This window comes from Rhodanobacter sp. MP1X3 (assembly GCF_014207165.1).
Taxonomy (GTDB): Bacteria; Pseudomonadota; Gammaproteobacteria; order Xanthomonadales; family Rhodanobacteraceae; genus Rhodanobacter.
This window is the reverse complement of record NZ_JACHCO010000001.1, coordinates 733,765-752,259: the sequence shown is the minus strand read 5'-3', so window position 1 is coordinate 752,259 and position 18,495 is coordinate 733,765. Positions and strand designations below refer to the sequence as shown.

Annotated in this window: 11 protein-coding genes; 7 read left to right on the top strand and 4 right to left on the bottom strand. The window is 58.4% G+C overall.

From position 1 onward, the window contains the following. The first annotated feature begins 167 nt into the window (after nucleotides 1-167). From HDE79_RS02990 to HDE79_RS02970, 5 genes are all read left to right on the top strand, one after another. Entirely contained in the window at nucleotides 168-1,436 is a 1,269-nt protein-coding gene (locus HDE79_RS02990) for an aminotransferase class I/II-fold pyridoxal phosphate-dependent enzyme (RefSeq protein ID WP_184601080.1), read from the top strand. Between the two features lie 70 nt (nucleotides 1,437-1,506). Further along, nucleotides 1,507-2,127, top strand: coding sequence for a GDSL-type esterase/lipase family protein (locus HDE79_RS02985; RefSeq protein ID WP_184600426.1), 621 nt, complete (start codon nucleotides 1,507-1,509; stop codon nucleotides 2,125-2,127). 118 nt (nucleotides 2,128-2,245) lie between these two features. Further along, entirely contained in the window at nucleotides 2,246-3,103 is an 858-nt protein-coding gene (locus HDE79_RS02980; protein ID WP_184600425.1) for a UDP-2,3-diacylglucosamine diphosphatase, read from the top strand. 107 nt (nucleotides 3,104-3,210) lie between these two features. Further along, on the top strand, nucleotides 3,211-4,110 hold the full coding sequence (grxD, locus tag HDE79_RS02975; RefSeq protein ID WP_184600424.1) for a Grx4 family monothiol glutaredoxin: 900 nt from the start codon (nucleotides 3,211-3,213) through the stop codon (nucleotides 4,108-4,110). An 18-nt stretch (nucleotides 4,111-4,128) separates the two neighbouring features. Further along, entirely contained in the window at nucleotides 4,129-5,676 is a 1,548-nt protein-coding gene (locus tag HDE79_RS02970; RefSeq protein ID WP_184600423.1) for a sulfotransferase, read from the top strand. Between the two features lie 507 nt (nucleotides 5,677-6,183). Here HDE79_RS02970 and HDE79_RS02965 read toward each other — a convergent pair. Beyond that, the gene (locus HDE79_RS02965; RefSeq protein WP_184600422.1) at nucleotides 6,184-9,339 is read right to left on the bottom strand and encodes a TonB-dependent receptor plug domain-containing protein; all 3,156 of its coding nucleotides are present in this window, start codon (nucleotides 9,337-9,339) and stop codon (nucleotides 6,184-6,186) included. A gap of 586 nt (nucleotides 9,340-9,925) precedes the next feature. Next, a complete protein-coding gene (locus HDE79_RS02960; protein ID WP_255488219.1) occupies nucleotides 9,926-11,302 on the bottom strand; it encodes an aspartyl/asparaginyl beta-hydroxylase domain-containing protein in 1,377 nt (458 codons plus the stop codon). 137 nt (nucleotides 11,303-11,439) lie between these two features. Between HDE79_RS02960 and HDE79_RS02955 the strand changes: the two genes are divergently transcribed. Continuing rightward, nucleotides 11,440-13,011, top strand: coding sequence for a tetratricopeptide repeat-containing sulfotransferase family protein (locus HDE79_RS02955; RefSeq protein WP_255488218.1), 1,572 nt, complete (start codon nucleotides 11,440-11,442; stop codon nucleotides 13,009-13,011). Nucleotides 13,012-13,062: 51 nt separating this feature from the next. Beyond that, a complete protein-coding gene (locus tag HDE79_RS02950; protein WP_184600421.1) occupies nucleotides 13,063-14,742 on the top strand; it encodes a sulfotransferase in 1,680 nt (559 codons plus the stop codon). 116 nt (nucleotides 14,743-14,858) lie between these two features. Here HDE79_RS02950 and HDE79_RS02945 read toward each other — a convergent pair whose 3' ends face one another. Next, nucleotides 14,859-16,403: a sulfotransferase gene (locus HDE79_RS02945; protein WP_184600420.1), complete on the bottom strand. Its 1,545-nt coding sequence runs from the start codon at nucleotides 16,401-16,403 to the stop codon at nucleotides 14,859-14,861. A gap of 272 nt (nucleotides 16,404-16,675) precedes the next feature. Then, the gene (locus tag HDE79_RS02940) at nucleotides 16,676-18,490 is read right to left on the bottom strand and encodes a tetratricopeptide repeat-containing sulfotransferase family protein (protein WP_184600419.1); all 1,815 of its coding nucleotides are present in this window, start codon (nucleotides 18,488-18,490) and stop codon (nucleotides 16,676-16,678) included. Between the last annotated feature and the right edge of the window lie 5 nt (nucleotides 18,491-18,495).

The window sequence follows — 18,495 nt, the reverse complement described above, 5'->3', positions numbered from 1 at the left end:
ACGGGTAAACTGATTATGCCCTGCCCTTGCATGGCCTGCCGATGAATCTTGATTTGCCACCGATTTGCCTGAACGATCCTCGCGCTGAACCACGGCGCGCTGCTAGCATCGAGGTTTCGGCCGCGGTGCCGGCCATAGAGATCATAAGGATATCGGCGTTGGCTTCGATGACACACGGTTTTACAGCACCCAGCTCCATAGCACCCAGCGCGCACCTGGCCGATGTGCGTTACGAAATCCGCGGCGCACTGACCCGACGCGCGCGCGATCTGGAGGCCGCTGGCCTCGACATCATCAAGCTCAATATCGGCAATCCCGGCCGCTACGGTTTCGAGGCGCCAGCGCATCTGCGCGAAGCGATCGCCAACCATCTGCATGACAGCGAAGCCTACGGTCACGAGCAAGGGCTGGAGATCGCCCGCGATACCATCGCCGCTCAGCAGCGTGCGCGCGGCGCGCGGCATGTCGATGCCGAACGCATCTTTATCGGCAACGGGGTCAGCGAGCTGATCGACCTCAGCCTGCGTGCACTGCTGCAATCCGACGACGAAGTGCTGCTGCCCAGCCCCGACTACCCGCTGTGGAGCGCCGCAACGATCTTGAACGGTGGCCGGCCACGCTATTACCGCTGTCTGGCAGCCAACGGTCACCTCCCCGATCCGGACGAAATCGAGGCGCTGATCACCCCGCGCACCCGTGCGCTGGTGCTGATAAACCCGAATAACCCGACTGGCGCGGTGTATCCGCGCGCGTTGCTGGAGCGGCTGGTCGCCGTGGCGGCGCGCCACCGGTTGCTGCTGCTGAGCGACGAAATCTACGACGAGATTCTTTACGACGACGCGGTGTTCCAGCCGCTGGCCGAAGTCGCCGGGGAGCTTCCCTGCATCAGTTTTGGTGGCCTGAGCAAGGTGCATCGTGCCTGTGGTTACCGGGTCGGCTGGATGAGCCTGTCGGGTGATCCGGCACGCACTTCGGCATATCGCGACGCCCTGCAGCTGCTCGCTGCACTTCGTCTATGCGCCAACGTGACGGCGCAATGGGCGGTGATTCCCGCCTTGCAGGACGCACCGACCATCGGCGCGCTGACCGTGCCCGGTGGCCGCCTGTATGAGGCGCGTCAAGCCGTGATCGACGGTGTCGTCGCCAGCGATTATCTGGATCTGGTGACACCCGGCGGTGCGCTGTATGCGTTCCCGCAAGTTCGCGCCAGCCGTATCGCCAGCTTCGACGACAACGCTTTCGCGCTGCGCCTGCTGGAGGAGGAGTCCGTATTGGTGGTCCCCGGCTCCAGCTTCAACGTGGCCGCAAGCCGGCATATCCGGCTCACCCTGCTGCCGCAACCGGCGCAGCTGCGCGAAGTGTTCGTGCGCATCGAACGGGTGCTGGGTCGGATGGCGGATGAGCAGCCGCTTCGCGCTGTCGCTGCAGTCGCTTGAACGTCCCGATGGACGCCGCAGCCATCGAAAGTGAAGTCCTGAAACATCCACGTCGAGCCTTGCTTTCATGATGCCCGCCATACCGCCGCTTCACTACCTCGCCCTCGGCGACTCCTACACGATCGGCGAGTCGGTACCCGCCGAAGCCCGCTGGCCAGCGCAGCTCGTTCAACAGCTCCGGCGCAGCGGCGTGGTGATCGACGACCCGCGCATCGTCGCCGTCACCGGCTGGACCACCGATGAGCTGTCGGCCGGCATGGATCAGGCGCAGCTGGCTCCCGCCTACGATCTGGTGACCCTACTGATCGGCGTCAACGACGAATATCGCAGCCGCCCCGCCAGCGGCTATCGCACGGCCTTTGCCGCGCTGCTGCAACGGGCCATTGTGCTGGCAGGTAACCATCCGCAGCGGGTGATCGTGGTATCGATCCCCGATTGGGGCGCCACGCCATTTGCACGCGATGATGCCAGAGGCGCCGCACGTATCGCCGACGAATTGGACGTCTACAACGCGATAGCACGGGACGAAACCACGCGTGCGGGCGCGCACTGGGTCAACATAACGCCGATATCGCGGCAGCATGCCGATCTGGTCGCCAATGACGGGCTGCATCCTTCTGCCGCCCAGTACACGTTATGGCTGGATGCGATCTTGCCGATAGCTCGCCGGGCTTTGCGTCCCTCCCGCTAAGCATCGCATTTCTGCTCTTGAACCTTGCCGCGTCGCAACAACACTGCAACCATTTCGCCATGCTTTGGTGACCTGATGGCCCGACACTGGGGTCCCGGTACCTACCGGAGTACTCGCCATGTCGAACTTTCACTGCCGTAGCGCCTTCATCTCCGATGTGCATCTGGGCACGCCAGACTGTAAGGCCAGTTATCTGCTCGACTTCCTGCGCAAGTTGCGCTGCGAAAAGCTCTATCTGGTCGGCGACATCATCGACATGGAAGCGCTGACCCGCCGACATTGGTGGCACGCGGACCATAGCGCCGTGCTGGCTGAGATCATGGCAATAGCCCGGCGCGGCGTCGACGTCACCTACATACCCGGCAACCACGATTGTCCATTGCGCGGCATGGCGGGACAAACCTTCGGCGGCGTCAAGATTCGACTCGACGCCATCCATGAAGGCGCCGACGGCCGCCGCTATCACGTCAGCCACGGCGACGAGTTCGATCCCGAGCAGGTCGGCCGCAGCTGGATGATGCATCTGGGTGAGGCGATGCACCGCTTCATTTGCTGGAGCAACCGCCGCCTGTATGGCATGCGTCGCCGCCTCGAATTGCCGTACGTGCCGCTGTCCATCATCATCAAGTCGCATATCGGCAAGGCGTTGGCGTATATCCGCGCTTATGAAGATCGCGTCGCCAGCGATGCCGCCCAGCGCGGTTTCGACGGCCATATCTGCGGCCATATCCATTACGGTCAGGTGCGCGAGATCGATGGCGTGCTGTACCTCAACGATGGCGACTGGGTGGAGCATTGCACCGCGCTGACCGAAGACCACACCGGCGCGATGGAGCTGATCCACTGGAGCGAGCAACCCACTGCCCTGGGCCGAGCTAGCCGGGAGCTGCTGCTGCCCTCGCCGACGGCCGCCCTCGCACTGGCGCCACTGGCCGCACGCCGACGCAAGCTCACCGAACTCCGGCCGGCTGCCTGAAGCTGGTCCAGGTATCGCATAAACGGTGGATTTGCCCGCCCCTTTGCTTGAACCCGCCGGACAATGGCGCCATGTGGGATCATTGACCTCTTTGCTGGAGTCCTCCCATGTCCCTCGACAACGCCACCCGCGAACGTATTGAAACCCTGCTCAAGGACCACCGCGTGGTGCTGTTCATGAAGGGCGACCGTCGGCAGCCACAATGTGGCTTTTCCGCCGCCGCCACCAACATGCTCAACGAGCTGCTGCCCGACTACCACACGATCAACGTGCTGGAAGATCCGGAAATCCGCGAAGGCATCAAGGCCTATGGCGAGTGGCCGACCATTCCGCAGCTCTACGTCGAAGGCGAGTTGGTCGGTGGTGCCGACATCATCCGCCAGCTCTATACCAGTGGCGAACTGCACGAACTGTTTGGCGCGGCGAAACCCGACCGCACGCCGCCGGTAATCACCATTACCGATGCGGCCGCCGAGGCGATCCGCCAGGGTACCGCCAATGCGCAGGGCGTCGCGCTGCACCTCGAGATCGGCCCCGATCACAGCGCTGGCTTTCAGCTGGCCCCGGCCGGCGATCACGACATCGTCGCGCACAGCAATGGGCTTGAAGTCCATTTCGACCCGGCGAGCGCGCAGCGCGCCAAAGGCATCGTGATCGACTGGGTATCCACCGTGCAGGGCGAAGGCCTGAGCCTGAAATTTCCCGGCGCGCAGGAAATCAAATCCCTCACCGTGCACGAACTCAAGGCCCGACTGGCCGCAGGCAACATCACCCTGATCGACGTACGCCCCGCCGCCACGCGCGCGCAACTCACCCCGTTGCCGCAGGCACGCATCCTTGAGGACGAAGGCTACGAAACACTCAGCGCCCTGCCCAAGGACGCCGCGCTCGCCTTCATCTGCCAGCGTGGCATCTCCAGCCAGGGCGTGGCCGAACGCTTTGCCGCGCACGGCTTCAGCAACGTGCACAACGTGGTGGGCGGGATGGAAGCGTGGCATTCGGCCTGATCGCCTGATCGAAGCTGCATGTCCCCACATCCAACCGCCGGCAATATCGGCCAGTTGATGGCCGAAGCCGGCAGGGCGCTCGGTCAAGGCAGGCTGGATGACGCCGAGCGAGCGCTGACGCAGGCACTCGCTGCTAACCCCGGGCTGGCCGACGCGCAGTACCTGTATGGCGTCACCTGCCTGATGGGCGGCCAAGCCGCCAAGGCTGCCGACTGGCTGCGCAAGGCTGTCGTGCAGCGTCCCGCCGATGCCAACATGCAGACCTACCTTGGCTGCGCGCTGCACGATGCCGGCGCGTTCAACGAAGCACTGGTCCACCTGCGCCGCGCCTGCGAACTGGCACCACAGCAAGCCAAGCCACGCTACAACCTCGGCAAGGCACTGAAGCAAAGGGGCCAATTGCGCGATGCCGACGAGGCCTTTCGCCACACGCTGACACTGGACGCGCAACACGTACTGGCCCGCATCGGCGTGGCGGACATCGCCACCATGCAGGGCGACATTCCGCGTGCCGTGACCGAGTACCGGCACGTGCTGCGCCAGCAACCCGAGCGCGCCGAAGCGTGGCACGGGCTGGCCAATCTCAAGACCGAGTCGCTGGCGCCGGGCGACATCGAGCTGATTCGCCGCGCCCTGCGTCAACCCAACCTGCCATCCGATACGCGGGTGATGCTCGGTTTCAGCCTGTTCCGCGCGCTGGAAGACCAACACGACTACGCCGGCGCTTTTGAAGCGCTACGCCAGGCAAACGCGGACAAACGGCGACAGGTGGCGTGGAACGCCACCGCCGAGCGCGCGCAGATCGACCGCATCATGGAAGCCTTCCGCGCCCCGCTGCCCGTACCAATAGACCACACGCTGGGCCACGAAGTTATCTTCATCGCCAGCATGCCGCGCTCAGGTTCCACGCTGGTCGAACACATCCTGGCAACCCATCCCGACGTCGAGGGCGCCAACGAAATTGCTGATCTACCCCAGGTCATCGAGGACGAGTCGCATCGCCGCGGCCAGCCCTTTCCGCAGTGGGTAAGCGCCGCCACCGCCGCCGATTGGCATCGGCTTGGACAGGACTACCTCACCCGCACCGCGCGCTGGCGCGAACAACGCCCGCGCTTCACCGACAAGAACGTCACCAACTGGCCGCTGCTGGGTGCCGTACGCCTCATGCTGCCCGGCGCAAAAATCATCCACTGCCACCGCAACCCGGTGGAGACTTGTTTCTCCTGCTACCGCCAACTGTTCCGGGATGGCGTGCATTACAGCTACGACCTCGACGAGATGGCCGAGCACTACCGCGACTACGAACGCCTCAGCGCGTTCTGGCTAATGCGCCACCCGCAACACGTGCTGGATTTCCCCTACGAAACCCTGGTACAGCAACCCGAAACACAGATCCGGCAACTACTCGCCTTCTGTGACCTGCCCTTCGATCCCGCCTGCCTGACCCCTCATCGGACCAAGCGTGAAGTGCTCAGTACTGCGAGTGCAGCGCAAGTACGCGAGCCCATCCGCGCCGATACGGCGCACAGCGCACCATATCTGACGTGGCTGCAGCCGTTGCGGTAGCGACTGTCAAAACAGGCGTAGACGCCGCGCGAGAAACACGCACGGAGTCCCAAAACGGGAAGTCCCGTAGCGGCAAGAATCTCGATGGTTGATCCTCCATGGCCTCACCGTTCCGCGCACGAACGAATGCTATGGCGGTCATGGTTTTCGGTCCTCGTTCAGCGCGTCAGAAACAGTTCGGCGCAAAGGGGATACGAGGGTACACACGGGCCATCGGCGCTCCTTTTACTTGGCCCAACTCAACTCATCAATCTCGCCGCCGCCCTTGCGACTTCCTCGCCCCTCAAAACCGTGGCCATCCATGGCCACTCACCGCGTGCGCTGCGCTCAGGGACGGACGCTTTCATGGACGCGTGTGGTCGCGACCCAAGGCTGCGGACTCTCTATATGAGCAATCGGGCAGGCGCCATAAAACAAGGCCGCCGGTTGCCCGGCGGCCTTGTCGTTTTTGCATCTCTTTCCCTCATGCCGCCGCTCGCGACCGCATGAGGTTGGCGAGAGTGTGGATTAGAAGTCGTACTTCGCGTTGAAGGTCACATAGCGCGGCGTTTCCAGCGAAATCGGGGTCTTGTAGAGCGGGTCGTAGTAACCCGTTGAACCCTGATATTCGACATAAGGGCTGTAGTAGAGCGTCGGTTTCTGCTCGTTGAACACGTTGTGCACTTCCGCCTGCAGGGTGAGGTGCTTGTGCGCCCAGTCCGGCACGTACGTCAGGCTCAGGTTGAGCTGGTGGGTCCAGGGCGTGCGGCCACTGTCGCCTGGGGCAGACGGCAAGCCGCCATAAGCCAGGAATTGGCCCGGATTGTTGGGATCTGGAACAAGCGAGTTGCCGCTCGGCACGCCACCGCAGAAGTGCTGATAGGCGCCGCCATACAGATCCGGATCAAGCGTGGGACCGTAACCGCTCAAGCAGATGTTCGGTGCCCCCGACTGCACGATGAGGGTAGCGGAGGCCATCCACTCGGGCGTAATGGCATACGAGCCGAAAGCCTTGATGGTGTGGCGATGGTCATTGGCCAGATCACCGTTGGAATTTGCCATGATGTCGGGGAAATCCCAAGACGCCGTGGTCGAACCGGAAAAATTGGCACTCTTCTGGTTCGTGATCTGCCCAAGAGCGGTATTGGTCGGGCCTTCGTCGTTACCGTACGACTTGGAGAACACGTAGTCGATCTTGCCGAACCATTTGCCGTCCCAGGTGTGTTCCAGATAGGTTTCCAGAGCGTAGTACTTGCGCGCAGGCTGCTCCGTGAACGCGGTAAGGTAAGATCCTGGCTGAACCCCAGCCCCTGTGGTTGGATTCCAGGTAACCACGCCACCGGGTGCCCCTGGGCACGGGATGTAGTTGGTCTTGCCCGGGTTGACCAGACCAGCAGCGCAGCCGTAAGGATCGTTGAGATCGGTGTCGTCGATGAAGTTGCCGGTCTTCTCATAGGTCGCCTGCGTGCCGAACACCAAACCGGTATCGCCGAGCAGCTTCTGGAAGCCCAGCACGTATTCGTCCTGATACTCCGGCTTGAGGTTGGTCGAAGCATAGTCCTTGATGTTTTGAGGGACGCCATTCTCACCATCCGGTGAGTAGAACCCTGGTATCGTCACACCCTTGGCCAAGACTACGGGTACAGGGGTCAGCCCCGTCGGAATACCATTCGCACTGATGCCTGTGTAGGTATAGGTGACTTCACCGTTAATCGTGCCAAAGGCCGAGTTACGTGTGGCCAGACCCGTCGGCAACGCCAGGTAGTACCGCCCTGCGTTACCGAAGACCTTCATTGTGCTATCGCCAAACACGTCCCAGCTGAAGCCCAGGCGCGGCGCCCATTGCGGGCTGGTTTCCTTCACGTAGGCAACACCGGCGGGGCCGAGGTTTTCGAACTGATCGTTGCGCACGCCAAGGTCAAGCAACAGGTTGGGCGTGACTTGCCAGCGGTCTTCCACATACTGTGCCTTCTGGCGGACAGCCAGATTGACGTCCGCATCGTACAGAGCCTGCGAGACGTAATTGCCGGGAACAGGGGTATTGACGTAAGGCGCTGTTGTGGCGTAAATCGGCAATCCGTTGGTGTAGGAATAGGTACCGCCACCAAGGCTCTCAATACCGTCGTTGTCGTCACGGTACTGAACGTTGTCGATACCGAACTTGACGTCATGGTCGGGCGTGACCTTCCAATCAAGGTCGACGCGCAGATTGGCCGTCTTGGTTTGGTGATCCGGTTGGCCAATCTGTGTATCAACCAGGTTCGCGGGAGTAACGCCCGGCGGCACAACCACCCCGGGACCAAATGTCACCGGCGCAGCATCCCCACCAGCATAGGCGCTGTAGTACTGCCCCGTCATCACGCCGTACTGCATTTCAAGCGTGAGATTGTCGGTAATGTACGAGGTGTACTTGAGGATGCCGACTTTAAAGGTGTTCTTGGTCGTCACGCCCGGGGCGTACAGGGAGCCGACGGTCTGGTTTGTGTAGTCGTAATTGTAGTAGTTGTTGGTGGTCTGCTGATCCTGGGTCTGGACGCCCGTAAACTCCAGTACGTTGCTGTCGTTGATGTTCCAGTCCAACTTGCCATACAGCTTTGGCTTTAATTCAGCCGACGAATCATAGTAACCCGACGGCGACGTATAGCCATTATTGATACCGTTTTTGCCCGGCGTGTCGTAGCCGAACTGGTTGCTGTCATGCTGCCATTCGGCCGTGATGTAGAAGAACAGCGTGTCCTTGATCAGCGGGCCACTGAGGTAGGCGTCATACACCGTCTCCCAGTCGCTGTTCTGCTTGTTGCCCGTTTGGATCTGGCCGTAGCCGGGAGCGTATGCCGTGCTGCCTTGGCTGCCGGTCAGCCCAGGAGAGCCGACCGGCGTCAGCGGATTGCTGTAATGGATGTTGTCGGTGTTGCTTTCGGCCCAGGACGGTTGCCAGGACACGTACACACCGGCATGGAAGTCGTTGCTGCCGCGCTGGCCGATCTGGCTGATCACGCCACCGGTCGAACGACCGTATTCAGGACCATAACCGGAAGTGATGGTCTGCTGCTCGGCAATAGCGAAGTACGGCAGCGCAATGCCGCCCGCACCACCGATCGGATCGGTGGTGTTGAAACCGTTGAGGTAATAGGCGTTTTCCACGACGCTGTTGCCGCCCATGGAAACCAGCGGCGTACCGGTCGGCCCCTTACCGAGGCTGGCGGGACCGCCGTTCACGCCGGGGGACAGCAGCGCAATGTCTTCAGCGCTGTGAGCTAGCGGCAGAGTCTTCAATTGCTCCGCGGTGATCACCTGGGTCTGCCGGGTGGAGGACACGTCGATCGGAGGCAGCGCGTTCGCCGAAACCGTGACGCCGGCGAGATTCTGCGCGTTGACGCTGCTGCTGACCTCGGAAGCGACAAACGGCACCGACGTGCCACCAGACACGCTCACCTGCACATGGTCGTGCGTAGCCACCGCTTTGCCGCTCTGCATCAGCGACACGGTGTACTCGCCCACTGGCAACTGGTTGGCGCCATAGCGGCCATCGCTACCAACCGCCACTTCGCGCGTGAGACCAGTCTGGTTGCTGACCACCCTTACCGTTTCACCGGCAGCCACCGGAGCGGTGCCGAACACCGAACCGGTCGTGGCCTGTGCAAGCACCTGCCCAGAAAGACCAAACCCCATGGCAACAGCCATTGCCAACGCGGTACGACGAACGGGCGCGCCGTTCCGTCGCCCACTCGTCCCTTTAGACGCGATTGCAAGCTTTTTAACATTCATCAAAATAGATCCCCAGCGGCAAGAAATTCAACCCTAAAAAGACGTGAAGTCATCTCTACGCAGTGAAGCAATTAGCGGTAGTAAAGGCTTCCGTTCATAGCTACCAATGATTGGCACCCCTGCCAGAAACGTCACGATTCCCAAAAAACAAAAGGAAGAGCCGCTTTTCGTAAGCGGCAAGCAGGCTTTAACGCAATTGCAGCAATTACCCTAACTCGACAATAGGCCGCTAAATAACAAAAAGTCAACAGTATAAACCGCGTATTTATTTGCGCGAGTCAGAGGGGTTTGAAAATCGTTGTACTGCCTAGCATTCGTTGCCGAAGCTGAAAAAATAATGCGAAACCGCTATATGTTGCGAATAATCAAATTATATTGCGCTTCGACTAGACTTGGGGCGCGAGAAAATCGCGACGACGTACAAAAACCTTTTGTCACATGACGAAACACACCAAGGCACGCGATGTGCCTCGGCGAAGTGATTTAGGCGGCAATACGATGTTTAGTTGCGTGGTGTGTGCACTTCAGACGCCCGGTTGAAATCGCCAATGGCGCCGACCAGCTCGGCGACTGCGGCTCGCTCTGCTTCGCTAAGATCAGGATTCCAGGAGTCGACAATCAGCACAACCCGCGTTTCTGCACTATTGTTCCAGGCCTCGTGCTCAAACGTGTCGTCGAAGGTGATGCAGCGACCCTCCTCCCAGACATGGGTTTCTCCGCCAACGCGCAACGCACACTCGGATGGCACGATCAGTGGCAGATGCGTGACCAGCCTCGTATTGGTTACGCCATGGTGCGGAAGAATATGGGTACCCGGACTCAATACCGAAAACAGAGTCTCCGGAGAGTGCTCGCGTACATACGCCAAAGGCAATGTATCGAGCAGGTTGGCGGTACGCGGACATTTCAAACAGCGCTCGTCAAAGCGCTTGCCATGGCGATGGAAGAAATAAGCATTCCAGGCCGGGTCTTGGCTATTTGAGGATTTGAGCAGTTCAGCCGCATCCTGCGGAGAATCTGTTTGTAAAAAGGACTCCAGATTTTGTGACTGCGACAGCACGTCGAGAAGCTCTTCGCGAATGGAGGCCGTTCCGGCCTCCAGCGAGGCCATCCAAGGAAAACGCTCCCGTGGATAATATGGCTGGCTGGGTATACCGGGGAAATAAAGAAATTTGGGCTGCTGGCGCGCATCCGGAATGTCGGCTGCCTGTTCGCCCAAATAGATGGCCAAACAGCGCTCGACACGTTCCATCTCCGAACGCCCGTAGCGCTGGTAGAGCGGCTCAAGAATTCCATCAAAGAGGCTACGCCGGCCAAGGCGGACGTACTGGATGGCACGTTTAACCACATCGCGCAATTCAGGCGCTGTGGTTTCGTCGCTGAGCCATCGGCCCTGCGCCTGCGCCACATTGATCGCATTGAAACAGGCGATCAGCGCATCGTGCGTTTCGCCGAGCTGGTCCAGCATGATGGAAAGACGTAAACGTGCCACAAACATGTTTGGAGCAAGCGCAAGCCCTTTTCTTAGGTCGGCAACTGCACCGCGGGTATCTCCTGCCGTCATTTTCGCCGTACCCAGCTGGTGCAGCGTATGTGGATCGTTCGGGTGGGCTCGTTGCGCCCGGTCCAATAGCTCGATGGCCTTGAGGACTTCACTTCGGCTGAGGTGGATGCTGGCGAGCTGCTGCAGCGATTCGATGTCCGTTGGATATGCTTCCAGCAGACGTGCATAGGATTGCTCGGCGAGAGAAGTGTCACCATGGCGAAGGGCAAACCGAGCCTTTTCGCGGAAGTTTGCCAACTGTTGGACTGACTCGTTACTCATTGCTGCGTTCACTGTGGGCTGATCTGCGAAATCGGGATATGGCAACGCATCCATTGGCGTATTCGGCATAATACGCGGTGACGCTAAACCTTGTCTCAACGGTAAGGCATCGCCACTTTGGAATGATGAAATCGGCTTGCGTGACCGAGTCGAATCACGCTCCCCGATTACCGGAAGATGAAAGAGTAAACATGAATCCTCGCCTCGAAGGACTCCAGCCATCGGCTCGTACACAAATCATGATCGCAGGCGAAGCCCTCGAGGCAGGCCGTGTGGAAGAAGCAGAGCGCCATTTGGCGGCCGCATCATTATCTGACCCGCAGCATCCGGAAGTCCTGCGAATGCAGGCCGGCATTCACGGTCTGCGCGGTAGGCACCAGCAGGCCGTGAGCTTCATGCAGCAGGCTTTGCAACAGCGTCCGCACGATGCGCTTTATCACAACACAATGGGAGCTCTGTTGGGAGGCTCGGGTGATTTTGACGGCGCGATTGTTGCGCTGCGCCGCTGTTGCGAGCTTCAGCCCGGTCTTGCCATTGCATGGTTCAATCTTGGACTGATGCTGGTGCGGTGCGTTCGTAATGATGAGGCCATCCTGGCGCTCAAGAATGCCGTAACTCTCGCGCCGGATCACTTGGCAGCGCGCTCTTTGCTTGGCGACATGCTTCGAACGCATGGCGATATTGAGGAAGCAGCGGTCGAATATCGAAAAGTGCTTGCAGAACGCCCTTGGAGCGGAATGGCCTGGTGGGGACTAGCGGATATCAAGACGACGCGCTTTGCCGACGACGATATCGAAAAATTGCAGGTAGCAATACGCCAGCCGCGCGCAAGCGATGATGATCTGATCGCTATGGGCTTCGCGTTGGCAAAGGCTCTCGATGACACTGGTCGCTACGCTGACTCGCTCGCCGCGCTGGCTGAGGCGAACGCCGTGGCAAGAAATAGACAGACCTGGAATGCCGCCGGATTTTCTGCGGGAATATCGGCAATCAACCAGACCTTCGCCACGCCACTGGCTCCAGCAGCCTCGACGCTTGGAACGGGAGTTATTTTTATTGTCAGCGTACCCCGCTCCGGCTCGACGCTGGTAGAGCAAATTCTTGCTTCCCACTCCTTGGTCGAAGGTGCGGGCGAGTTACCTGATCTGCCGTTGGTACTAGCTGAGGAATCTCAGCGCAGAGGTTCGCCTTTTCCGAGATGGGTGCCACTTATGACACCGGTGGACTGGGAACGGCTTGGCCGACGCTACTTGGAGCGCACCGCTCACTGGCGTAAAAACAAGTCCATAGTCACTGATAAATTGCCCAACAACTGGATGTATGCGGGCGCCATCAGCGCGATGTTGCCTGAGGCGCGCGTCATCAGCTGCCGGCGCGACCCACTGGAGACCTGTTTTTCGTGTTATCGCCAGCATCTGGCGAATAACGAATACAGTCGAACATTCGATGATCTTGCCAAATTCTGGCGTGACTTCGACCGGAGCATGCGGCAGGAACTGGCACTGCATCCTGCACGTATTCTTGACCACAGCTATGAAGATCTCATTGCCCAGCCAGAAACGAGCATTCGTCAGTTGCTCGAGTTTTGCGATCTACCGTTTGAAACTGCGTGCCTGGAATTTCATCGAACACAGCGCGAAGTTCGCTCGCCAAGCTCCACTCAAGTTCGTCAACCTCTGCAACAGGACACCGCACGTGCCAATCGCTACGGAGCCCTGCTTGACCCATTGCGGAGCGCGCTTGAAGCGAATTCCAAGCTATGACGAAAAGGTCCTGACGGTCGTGGTTTTGTATCGCCATCACCCACCACGTTTATGAACGAGAAGATGAAACATAGTGAAGCCGCGGCCGCTTTGCCTAAACCCGATGTCGGTGGCAATTATCTTGCCGACTATGTGCGGCTGGTAGAAAGCGGTCAGGCTTCGCTTGGGCTCAAACGATTGCTGACCACACTCACGGAATCGTGCGCCCAAGACTGGCTGGATTGTTCGCGCGCTCTTGTACTCCGGGGCGATACTCAGGCGGCGATAAGCGTACTGTCGGCAGCCCACAACGCGCACTCGGAAGCGACGGATATTTCGATTTCGCTGGCCGGCATGTACCACCAAACGAACAGACAGGTTGATGCTGAAAAATTGTTGCGACAGCTGCTGACGCAGCATCCGGCACATACCGCTGGCAACCTTTTACTCATGCACGTGCTCAAAGCAACGGGCGCCATGCGCGCCGTGACGGAGACTGCGCATACCTGGTTTCAACACGGGCGCCACGACCTCGCGGAAATTACTCAAGTTGTTGAATTGCTGGATGACTGCGGTCGCAAGGAAGATGCCGTAACCATCTGCGAAAGCGAGATCGCTGCAGGCTCGCTGGATCCAAGGATTCATGCCTATGCGGCCACGCTTTTGACTCAACTTGGGCAATTTGAACTGGCACGTCAAAGATATTTGTTTGCGCTAGCAGGCAATGAACGAGCGCTTGAATGGAACATAGCAACAGGCCTGGCAACACTTCAGCGTTACAAAGACCGCCGTCATCCAGACTTTGAGCTATTTGAAGCCAGCTTGCGGCGATCGGATATCAACGAGCAGACCCGGGCATCGCTATTGTTTGCACTCGGTAAAGCCTGTGATGACATAGAAGACTACGCGGGCGCAGCGCGTCATTTCCGCAAGGCAAACATCATTTGTCATTCGGAGATCAACTGGTCACGCAAGCTATGGCGTCGTGGTATCGACGCAAGAATAAGTCGCACGTCGTTTTCAAGCCGCTCGGCAGAGTCGCCAGACTGGACCCCTGTATTCATTGTTGGAATGCCCCGCTCCGGTACAACGTTGTTGGCGGAGCTGCTGTCACGCTATCAGAAAGTCTCCAATCGCGGCGAGCTCACCTTGATGCAGCAGCTGGAGCAACGCTTTGCGCAAGACGATGAGCGTAAACATGGTTGGTCCCAGGAAGCCTTCGCGATCTATGAAAAACAGTTGCGTAGCGAAGACCCGAGCGCCACCTGGTACATCGACAAACAGCCACACAACTTCATGTGTGTGGATTTGATTCTCGCGATCTTTCCAAATGCGAAAATCATCTACTGCCACCGTAATGCCAGAGATAACACCGTGTCTCTGTGGTCCCAATACTTCCTTCCCGGCACGCAGAATTTTTCTTACGATTTTGCCGACATCGCTGCGGTTCTTCAGGGCTGCAAGCGCTTGATGACGCATTGGCAAAGAAGTTATGCGTCATCCATACGTACCGTGCAATACGAGCAACTAGTCACCAATCAGGCTAGCTGCATCAGCTTATTGAGTTCATGGCTCGGTATGACAGGCAGCAATATGCCTGATGCAACGGCTAGCCTGCCAAACCGTGCAAAAGTCATTAGTTCGGCCAGCCTATGGCAAGCGCGCCAACCCGTTCACACTCGATCGATTGAGCGTTGGCGACACTACGCTCCATACGTGCCTGAGTTGCTTCGCATTCCGCTCAACGCATAAACATCCGGCCGGCCGGAGCGAGCACAAGCATGTTATTGGCTTGAAATCACCGCCAAAAGCGAAGACCGTCCCTATGGACACTCCTGCGGCTGATCATTTTGAAGCGCGATCTCACCTCAAGCCATGACGGTCTGTTTTAATTTGCCCAGGTGCTTTTCGTAGGGACGCCATTCCTGGAACGAACGCGTGTGAACAGCCTCTCGCACCTGAGCCATACTCAACGTGGCAACGGTCGACTTGTTGCGGGTGAGGTCGGAACAACCAGCCTCCCACTCCAGTCCGCAGAAGGAGAATACCTGGCGGATGACTTCTTCTGGATCGTTCACCAGATTCCGATAGTCTACGTCGAGAATCGCCCCAGGCATCGCACGATGCCAATGGGTCATGACATGGCGATACTGCAGGTAGTGCTGGGCGAGTGCATCCAAATCGTAGCTGTAGTTGAATGCATCGCCCAATAGTGCGCGGAAGTTGGAAAAGCAGACGTCCATGGGATCACGCACAAGATTCAGGATACGCGCCTGCGGCAACGCGCGCCGAATCATGCCGGCCAACATCCAGTTGCGCGGAAGTTTGTCGATAAAAAAAATCTTGCCCCGCGCACGCCATTGCGTCTGAGCCAGATAACGTCTGCCAATTTCGGAATAATCGAGCTGCGGCAAACGCTGAAGCATATGTTCGTCCACGGTGGTTCGATGATCTGCAGCCCAACGAAGCTGGCGACCAAAATCATCGAGCTCTCCGGCCGAGGTGACCATGGAGTGGTTACCGAGTATGCGATCGAGAAGCGTCGTGCCCGAGCGCGGCATGCCGACAATAAAAATCGGCTGAGGTCCTTCGAACAAGGTATCTTCGGGCGTCAGGCGATCTGCCGAGCAGCATTGGGTGAGCTCACGCATCAGGTTCCAGCTGTAGCTGACGTCGTAGCCTTTCTGCCTGTACTTTATGGCGTTGCCGCGGACCAGAGCCCCCCACGCGATCTCGTATTCGGCAAGATCCTCAAATTCCTTGTAACGCGCGAATTCAACGGCTATCTCGTCCTCGGTGCCAGCTTCAACGCTCGCAAGCTGCTGATCAAGAGACTCCAGGTGATTGGACTCGACTGACTGCTTGCGCAAGCGAGCCAATGCAAGCGAGGCGCGACCGAATGTGGGCGTGGCGAGAAGCGCTTTTTTGTGCTCGGCCTCTGCTTCTTCCACCCGTCCGTTGTAGGTCAGCTCCAGACCACGCTGAAAGTGAAAGTCTGCATCACAGGCACCACAAACGAGGGCCCGGTCGAGGAAAGTCAATGATTCTGGATGCTCTCCGAGCAAGGTTCGAAGACCGCCTAGGCGCACGAGCAGCACGCTGTCCGTCAAAAGGGTCGGATCAATGGTATCCAGACAAGCGCGCGCTGCCACGTTTTCGCCCGCGCGCAGCAGCATGTCGACAACGTCAGCCACCAGACTTGCATCATTGGGAAGTTCTCGCGCTGCATCCAAAGCATGCCGTGCAGAGTCACGAACGCGATTATCCGTCCAGGCAATTTCGCTGAGAATCAGGTGTGCCTGGGTATGCGAAGGATTTCGCTGCAGCAGACTTTCAAGAGTAATGCGCACCGCGACAGGCTGACCCTCCTCCATATAACGCTGCGCACGCTGCCACAGGCGATCTGTGTTCATAGTCCAAACCCTTTCCGGGATCCAAATATTGTGATTGGCGAGGCACGTCGATAGTCGCATTCGGACGAGCTCTCTCGCCAAGAATTTCACGGATTGTCATGAGAAACACTTAGCAGCCGCGAGCATCCAAGTTCAACTGGTTCTCGGCGTTATCCATGTATCAGCTGGGATACCAACTTGTGTGCTTTGATTAGGCATCTATCGGCGGCCTGGCGGTCTCTATCCGTGAAGCTATTGCTTCTGCTCTACGGAGCGTCCGAGGCGGCTGCAAGCTAGTCGGCAGAATAACCCCAGCGTGAAAGCATGGGTTCGAGTATGGGCAGCACCGGTTCAAATTCTCGCCGATAGCGATGCCAGCGATTCAAACCCTTGGTGTTCACTGGCACTATTACCTGAGAGTAGCTTGGCGTTCCGATATAACCCTTGTCGCGAGCGCGTTGGTCAAATTTCAGCATCGGCGAGGCGTCCTCCAGTTCAAGAAACTGCGCAAGACGTTTCGTTTGCTGTGGAAAATTTTCGACCAGCTCTTCGTACCGAGATAGATAAACGTTGGGTTGAAATATTTTCACATCTTCCAGCCAGCGCTCCATGGCTTGCACATAGGCTGCCGCCAGTCGGGAAAGGCTCGCGCTTGCCGATGCGAGCACACTGGAGCGAAAATTCTGCATGTAGCAGCTTAAAATCACATCACATGGATGACGCAAGGCAAGGATGAATTTGGATTCGGGAAACAAGCGCGTAATGATCGGCAACCACAGCATGTTCAGCGGATTTTTGTCCACGAGCTGCGCATCCCAACGGCGCTCAATTTTCTCGGACACCATGATCAGATAAGCCTTGCGTAATTCGTCGCAATCACGTTGCTGCAGAAGCGCAAGATTCTTGGTTATTTCCGGATCGTGATGCCACAGCTTGTCGTTTAGTCTGTTGAAAAACGGATTTTCGTCCATCGACTGCAGGTCAGGATGCGCATCCAGCATCTGCTCCAGCAAGGTCGTTCCCGAACGTGGAAAACCCACAATGAACACTGGCGAATGTCGCGCATCCGGCGCCTGGAGTTTGGGCCAGGACAGGAACATGCCTTGTGTCACCCTTGGCACTTCAGCTGGCATCGCCCGTGCATCAGGTAAAAAGTGCTCGGGCGAGGCGATCTTCAGGTCGTCACTATGCAGCTCGTGCGCTCTGTGCAGAGAACGCATGGCGAGCTCCGGCGAAGCCGTTTTGTCGTAAGCCTCCGCCAGTTCGTAATGGTGCGCATAATCATTTTCGTGTCGCTCACCCACTTGTTCGAGCAGCATTCGAGCATGGCTCGCATCACCCTTGCGTAGGGCGAGTTTGGCCAGGGAATGGCTCACTTCAAGCCGCGTGTTTTGGTCAACCAGCTCGTTCTGGGCGGCTACCGAGGCGACAAGCGCCTCTGCCTGATGCACACGGTTCATCCTTTCGTAAAGACCCGCCAGAAGAAGTTTCGCTTCAAAGTTCTCGCTATTGCGTTGAGCAAGATCCTCCAACAAAAGCAGCGCACTATCAGCGTAACTCAACAAGATGAGCAGACGAGACAGCTCGATCTGCAAATCGTCGTCATTCAGCGGCAGCCATTCGCGCCACGGCCGCAGAAGATCCTCTGCCCCAGTGAAGTCCTGGCAAAGACAACAGGCGCGAGCGCCATGCACTCGCGCGAGCGGGGAACGTTTATCCAGATAAAACGCATCGAGCAGCACTTCTCTCGCTCCGACGTAGTCGTGACGCTCGATAAGCATCAGGCCAAGGTGTATCCGCGGAAACGGGTTGCCTGGATCCAACCTGATCGACATTTCGTAACTATTTTCGGCCTCTTCCAAGCGACCGGACTCGCGCAAGGCTGTCGCGTAGTTTGCCCAGTGTGCGCTGTTTTCCGGGTATAGCGTGGTGAGGTGCGCATAAACTGAAGTTGCCTCCATAGACCGTTTTTGCAGTTGCAGACTGATCGCCAAAAGCAGCAGCAGGTCTTCGTTATCCGGCTGACCCCGCAATTGCGCAGAAGAGAGGGTTTCGGCGTCGGTGAGGTTACCCGACTGAATAGCTGCGACGATATTTTCAAAAGACATTAGGG

Excerpts from the sequence above, each read along its gene's own strand:
- HDE79_RS02990 (WP_184601080.1), top strand. The coding sequence starts at position 168 with ATGACACACGGTTTTACAGCACCCAGCTCCATAGCACCCAGCGCGCAC.
- HDE79_RS02985 (WP_184600426.1), top strand. The coding sequence starts at position 1,507 with ATGCCCGCCATACCGCCGCTTCACTACCTCGCCCTCGGCGACTCCTAC.
- HDE79_RS02980 (WP_184600425.1), top strand. The coding sequence starts at position 2,246 with ATGTCGAACTTTCACTGCCGTAGCGCCTTCATCTCCGATGTGCATCTG.
- grxD (WP_184600424.1), top strand. The coding sequence starts at position 3,211 with ATGTCCCTCGACAACGCCACCCGCGAACGTATTGAAACCCTGCTCAAG.
- HDE79_RS02970 (WP_184600423.1), top strand. The coding sequence starts at position 4,129 with ATGTCCCCACATCCAACCGCCGGCAATATCGGCCAGTTGATGGCCGAA.
- HDE79_RS02965 (WP_184600422.1), bottom strand. The coding sequence starts at position 9,339 with ATGGCTGTTGCCATGGGGTTTGGTCTTTCTGGGCAGGTGCTTGCACAG.
- HDE79_RS02960 (WP_255488219.1), bottom strand. The coding sequence starts at position 11,302 with ATGGATGCGTTGCCATATCCCGATTTCGCAGATCAGCCCACAGTGAAC.
- HDE79_RS02955 (WP_255488218.1), top strand. The coding sequence starts at position 11,440 with ATGAATCCTCGCCTCGAAGGACTCCAGCCATCGGCTCGTACACAAATC.
- HDE79_RS02950 (WP_184600421.1), top strand. The coding sequence starts at position 13,063 with ATGAACGAGAAGATGAAACATAGTGAAGCCGCGGCCGCTTTGCCTAAA.
- HDE79_RS02945 (WP_184600420.1), bottom strand. The coding sequence starts at position 16,403 with ATGAACACAGATCGCCTGTGGCAGCGTGCGCAGCGTTATATGGAGGAG.
- HDE79_RS02940 (WP_184600419.1), bottom strand. The coding sequence starts at position 18,490 with ATGTCTTTTGAAAATATCGTCGCAGCTATTCAGTCGGGTAACCTCACC.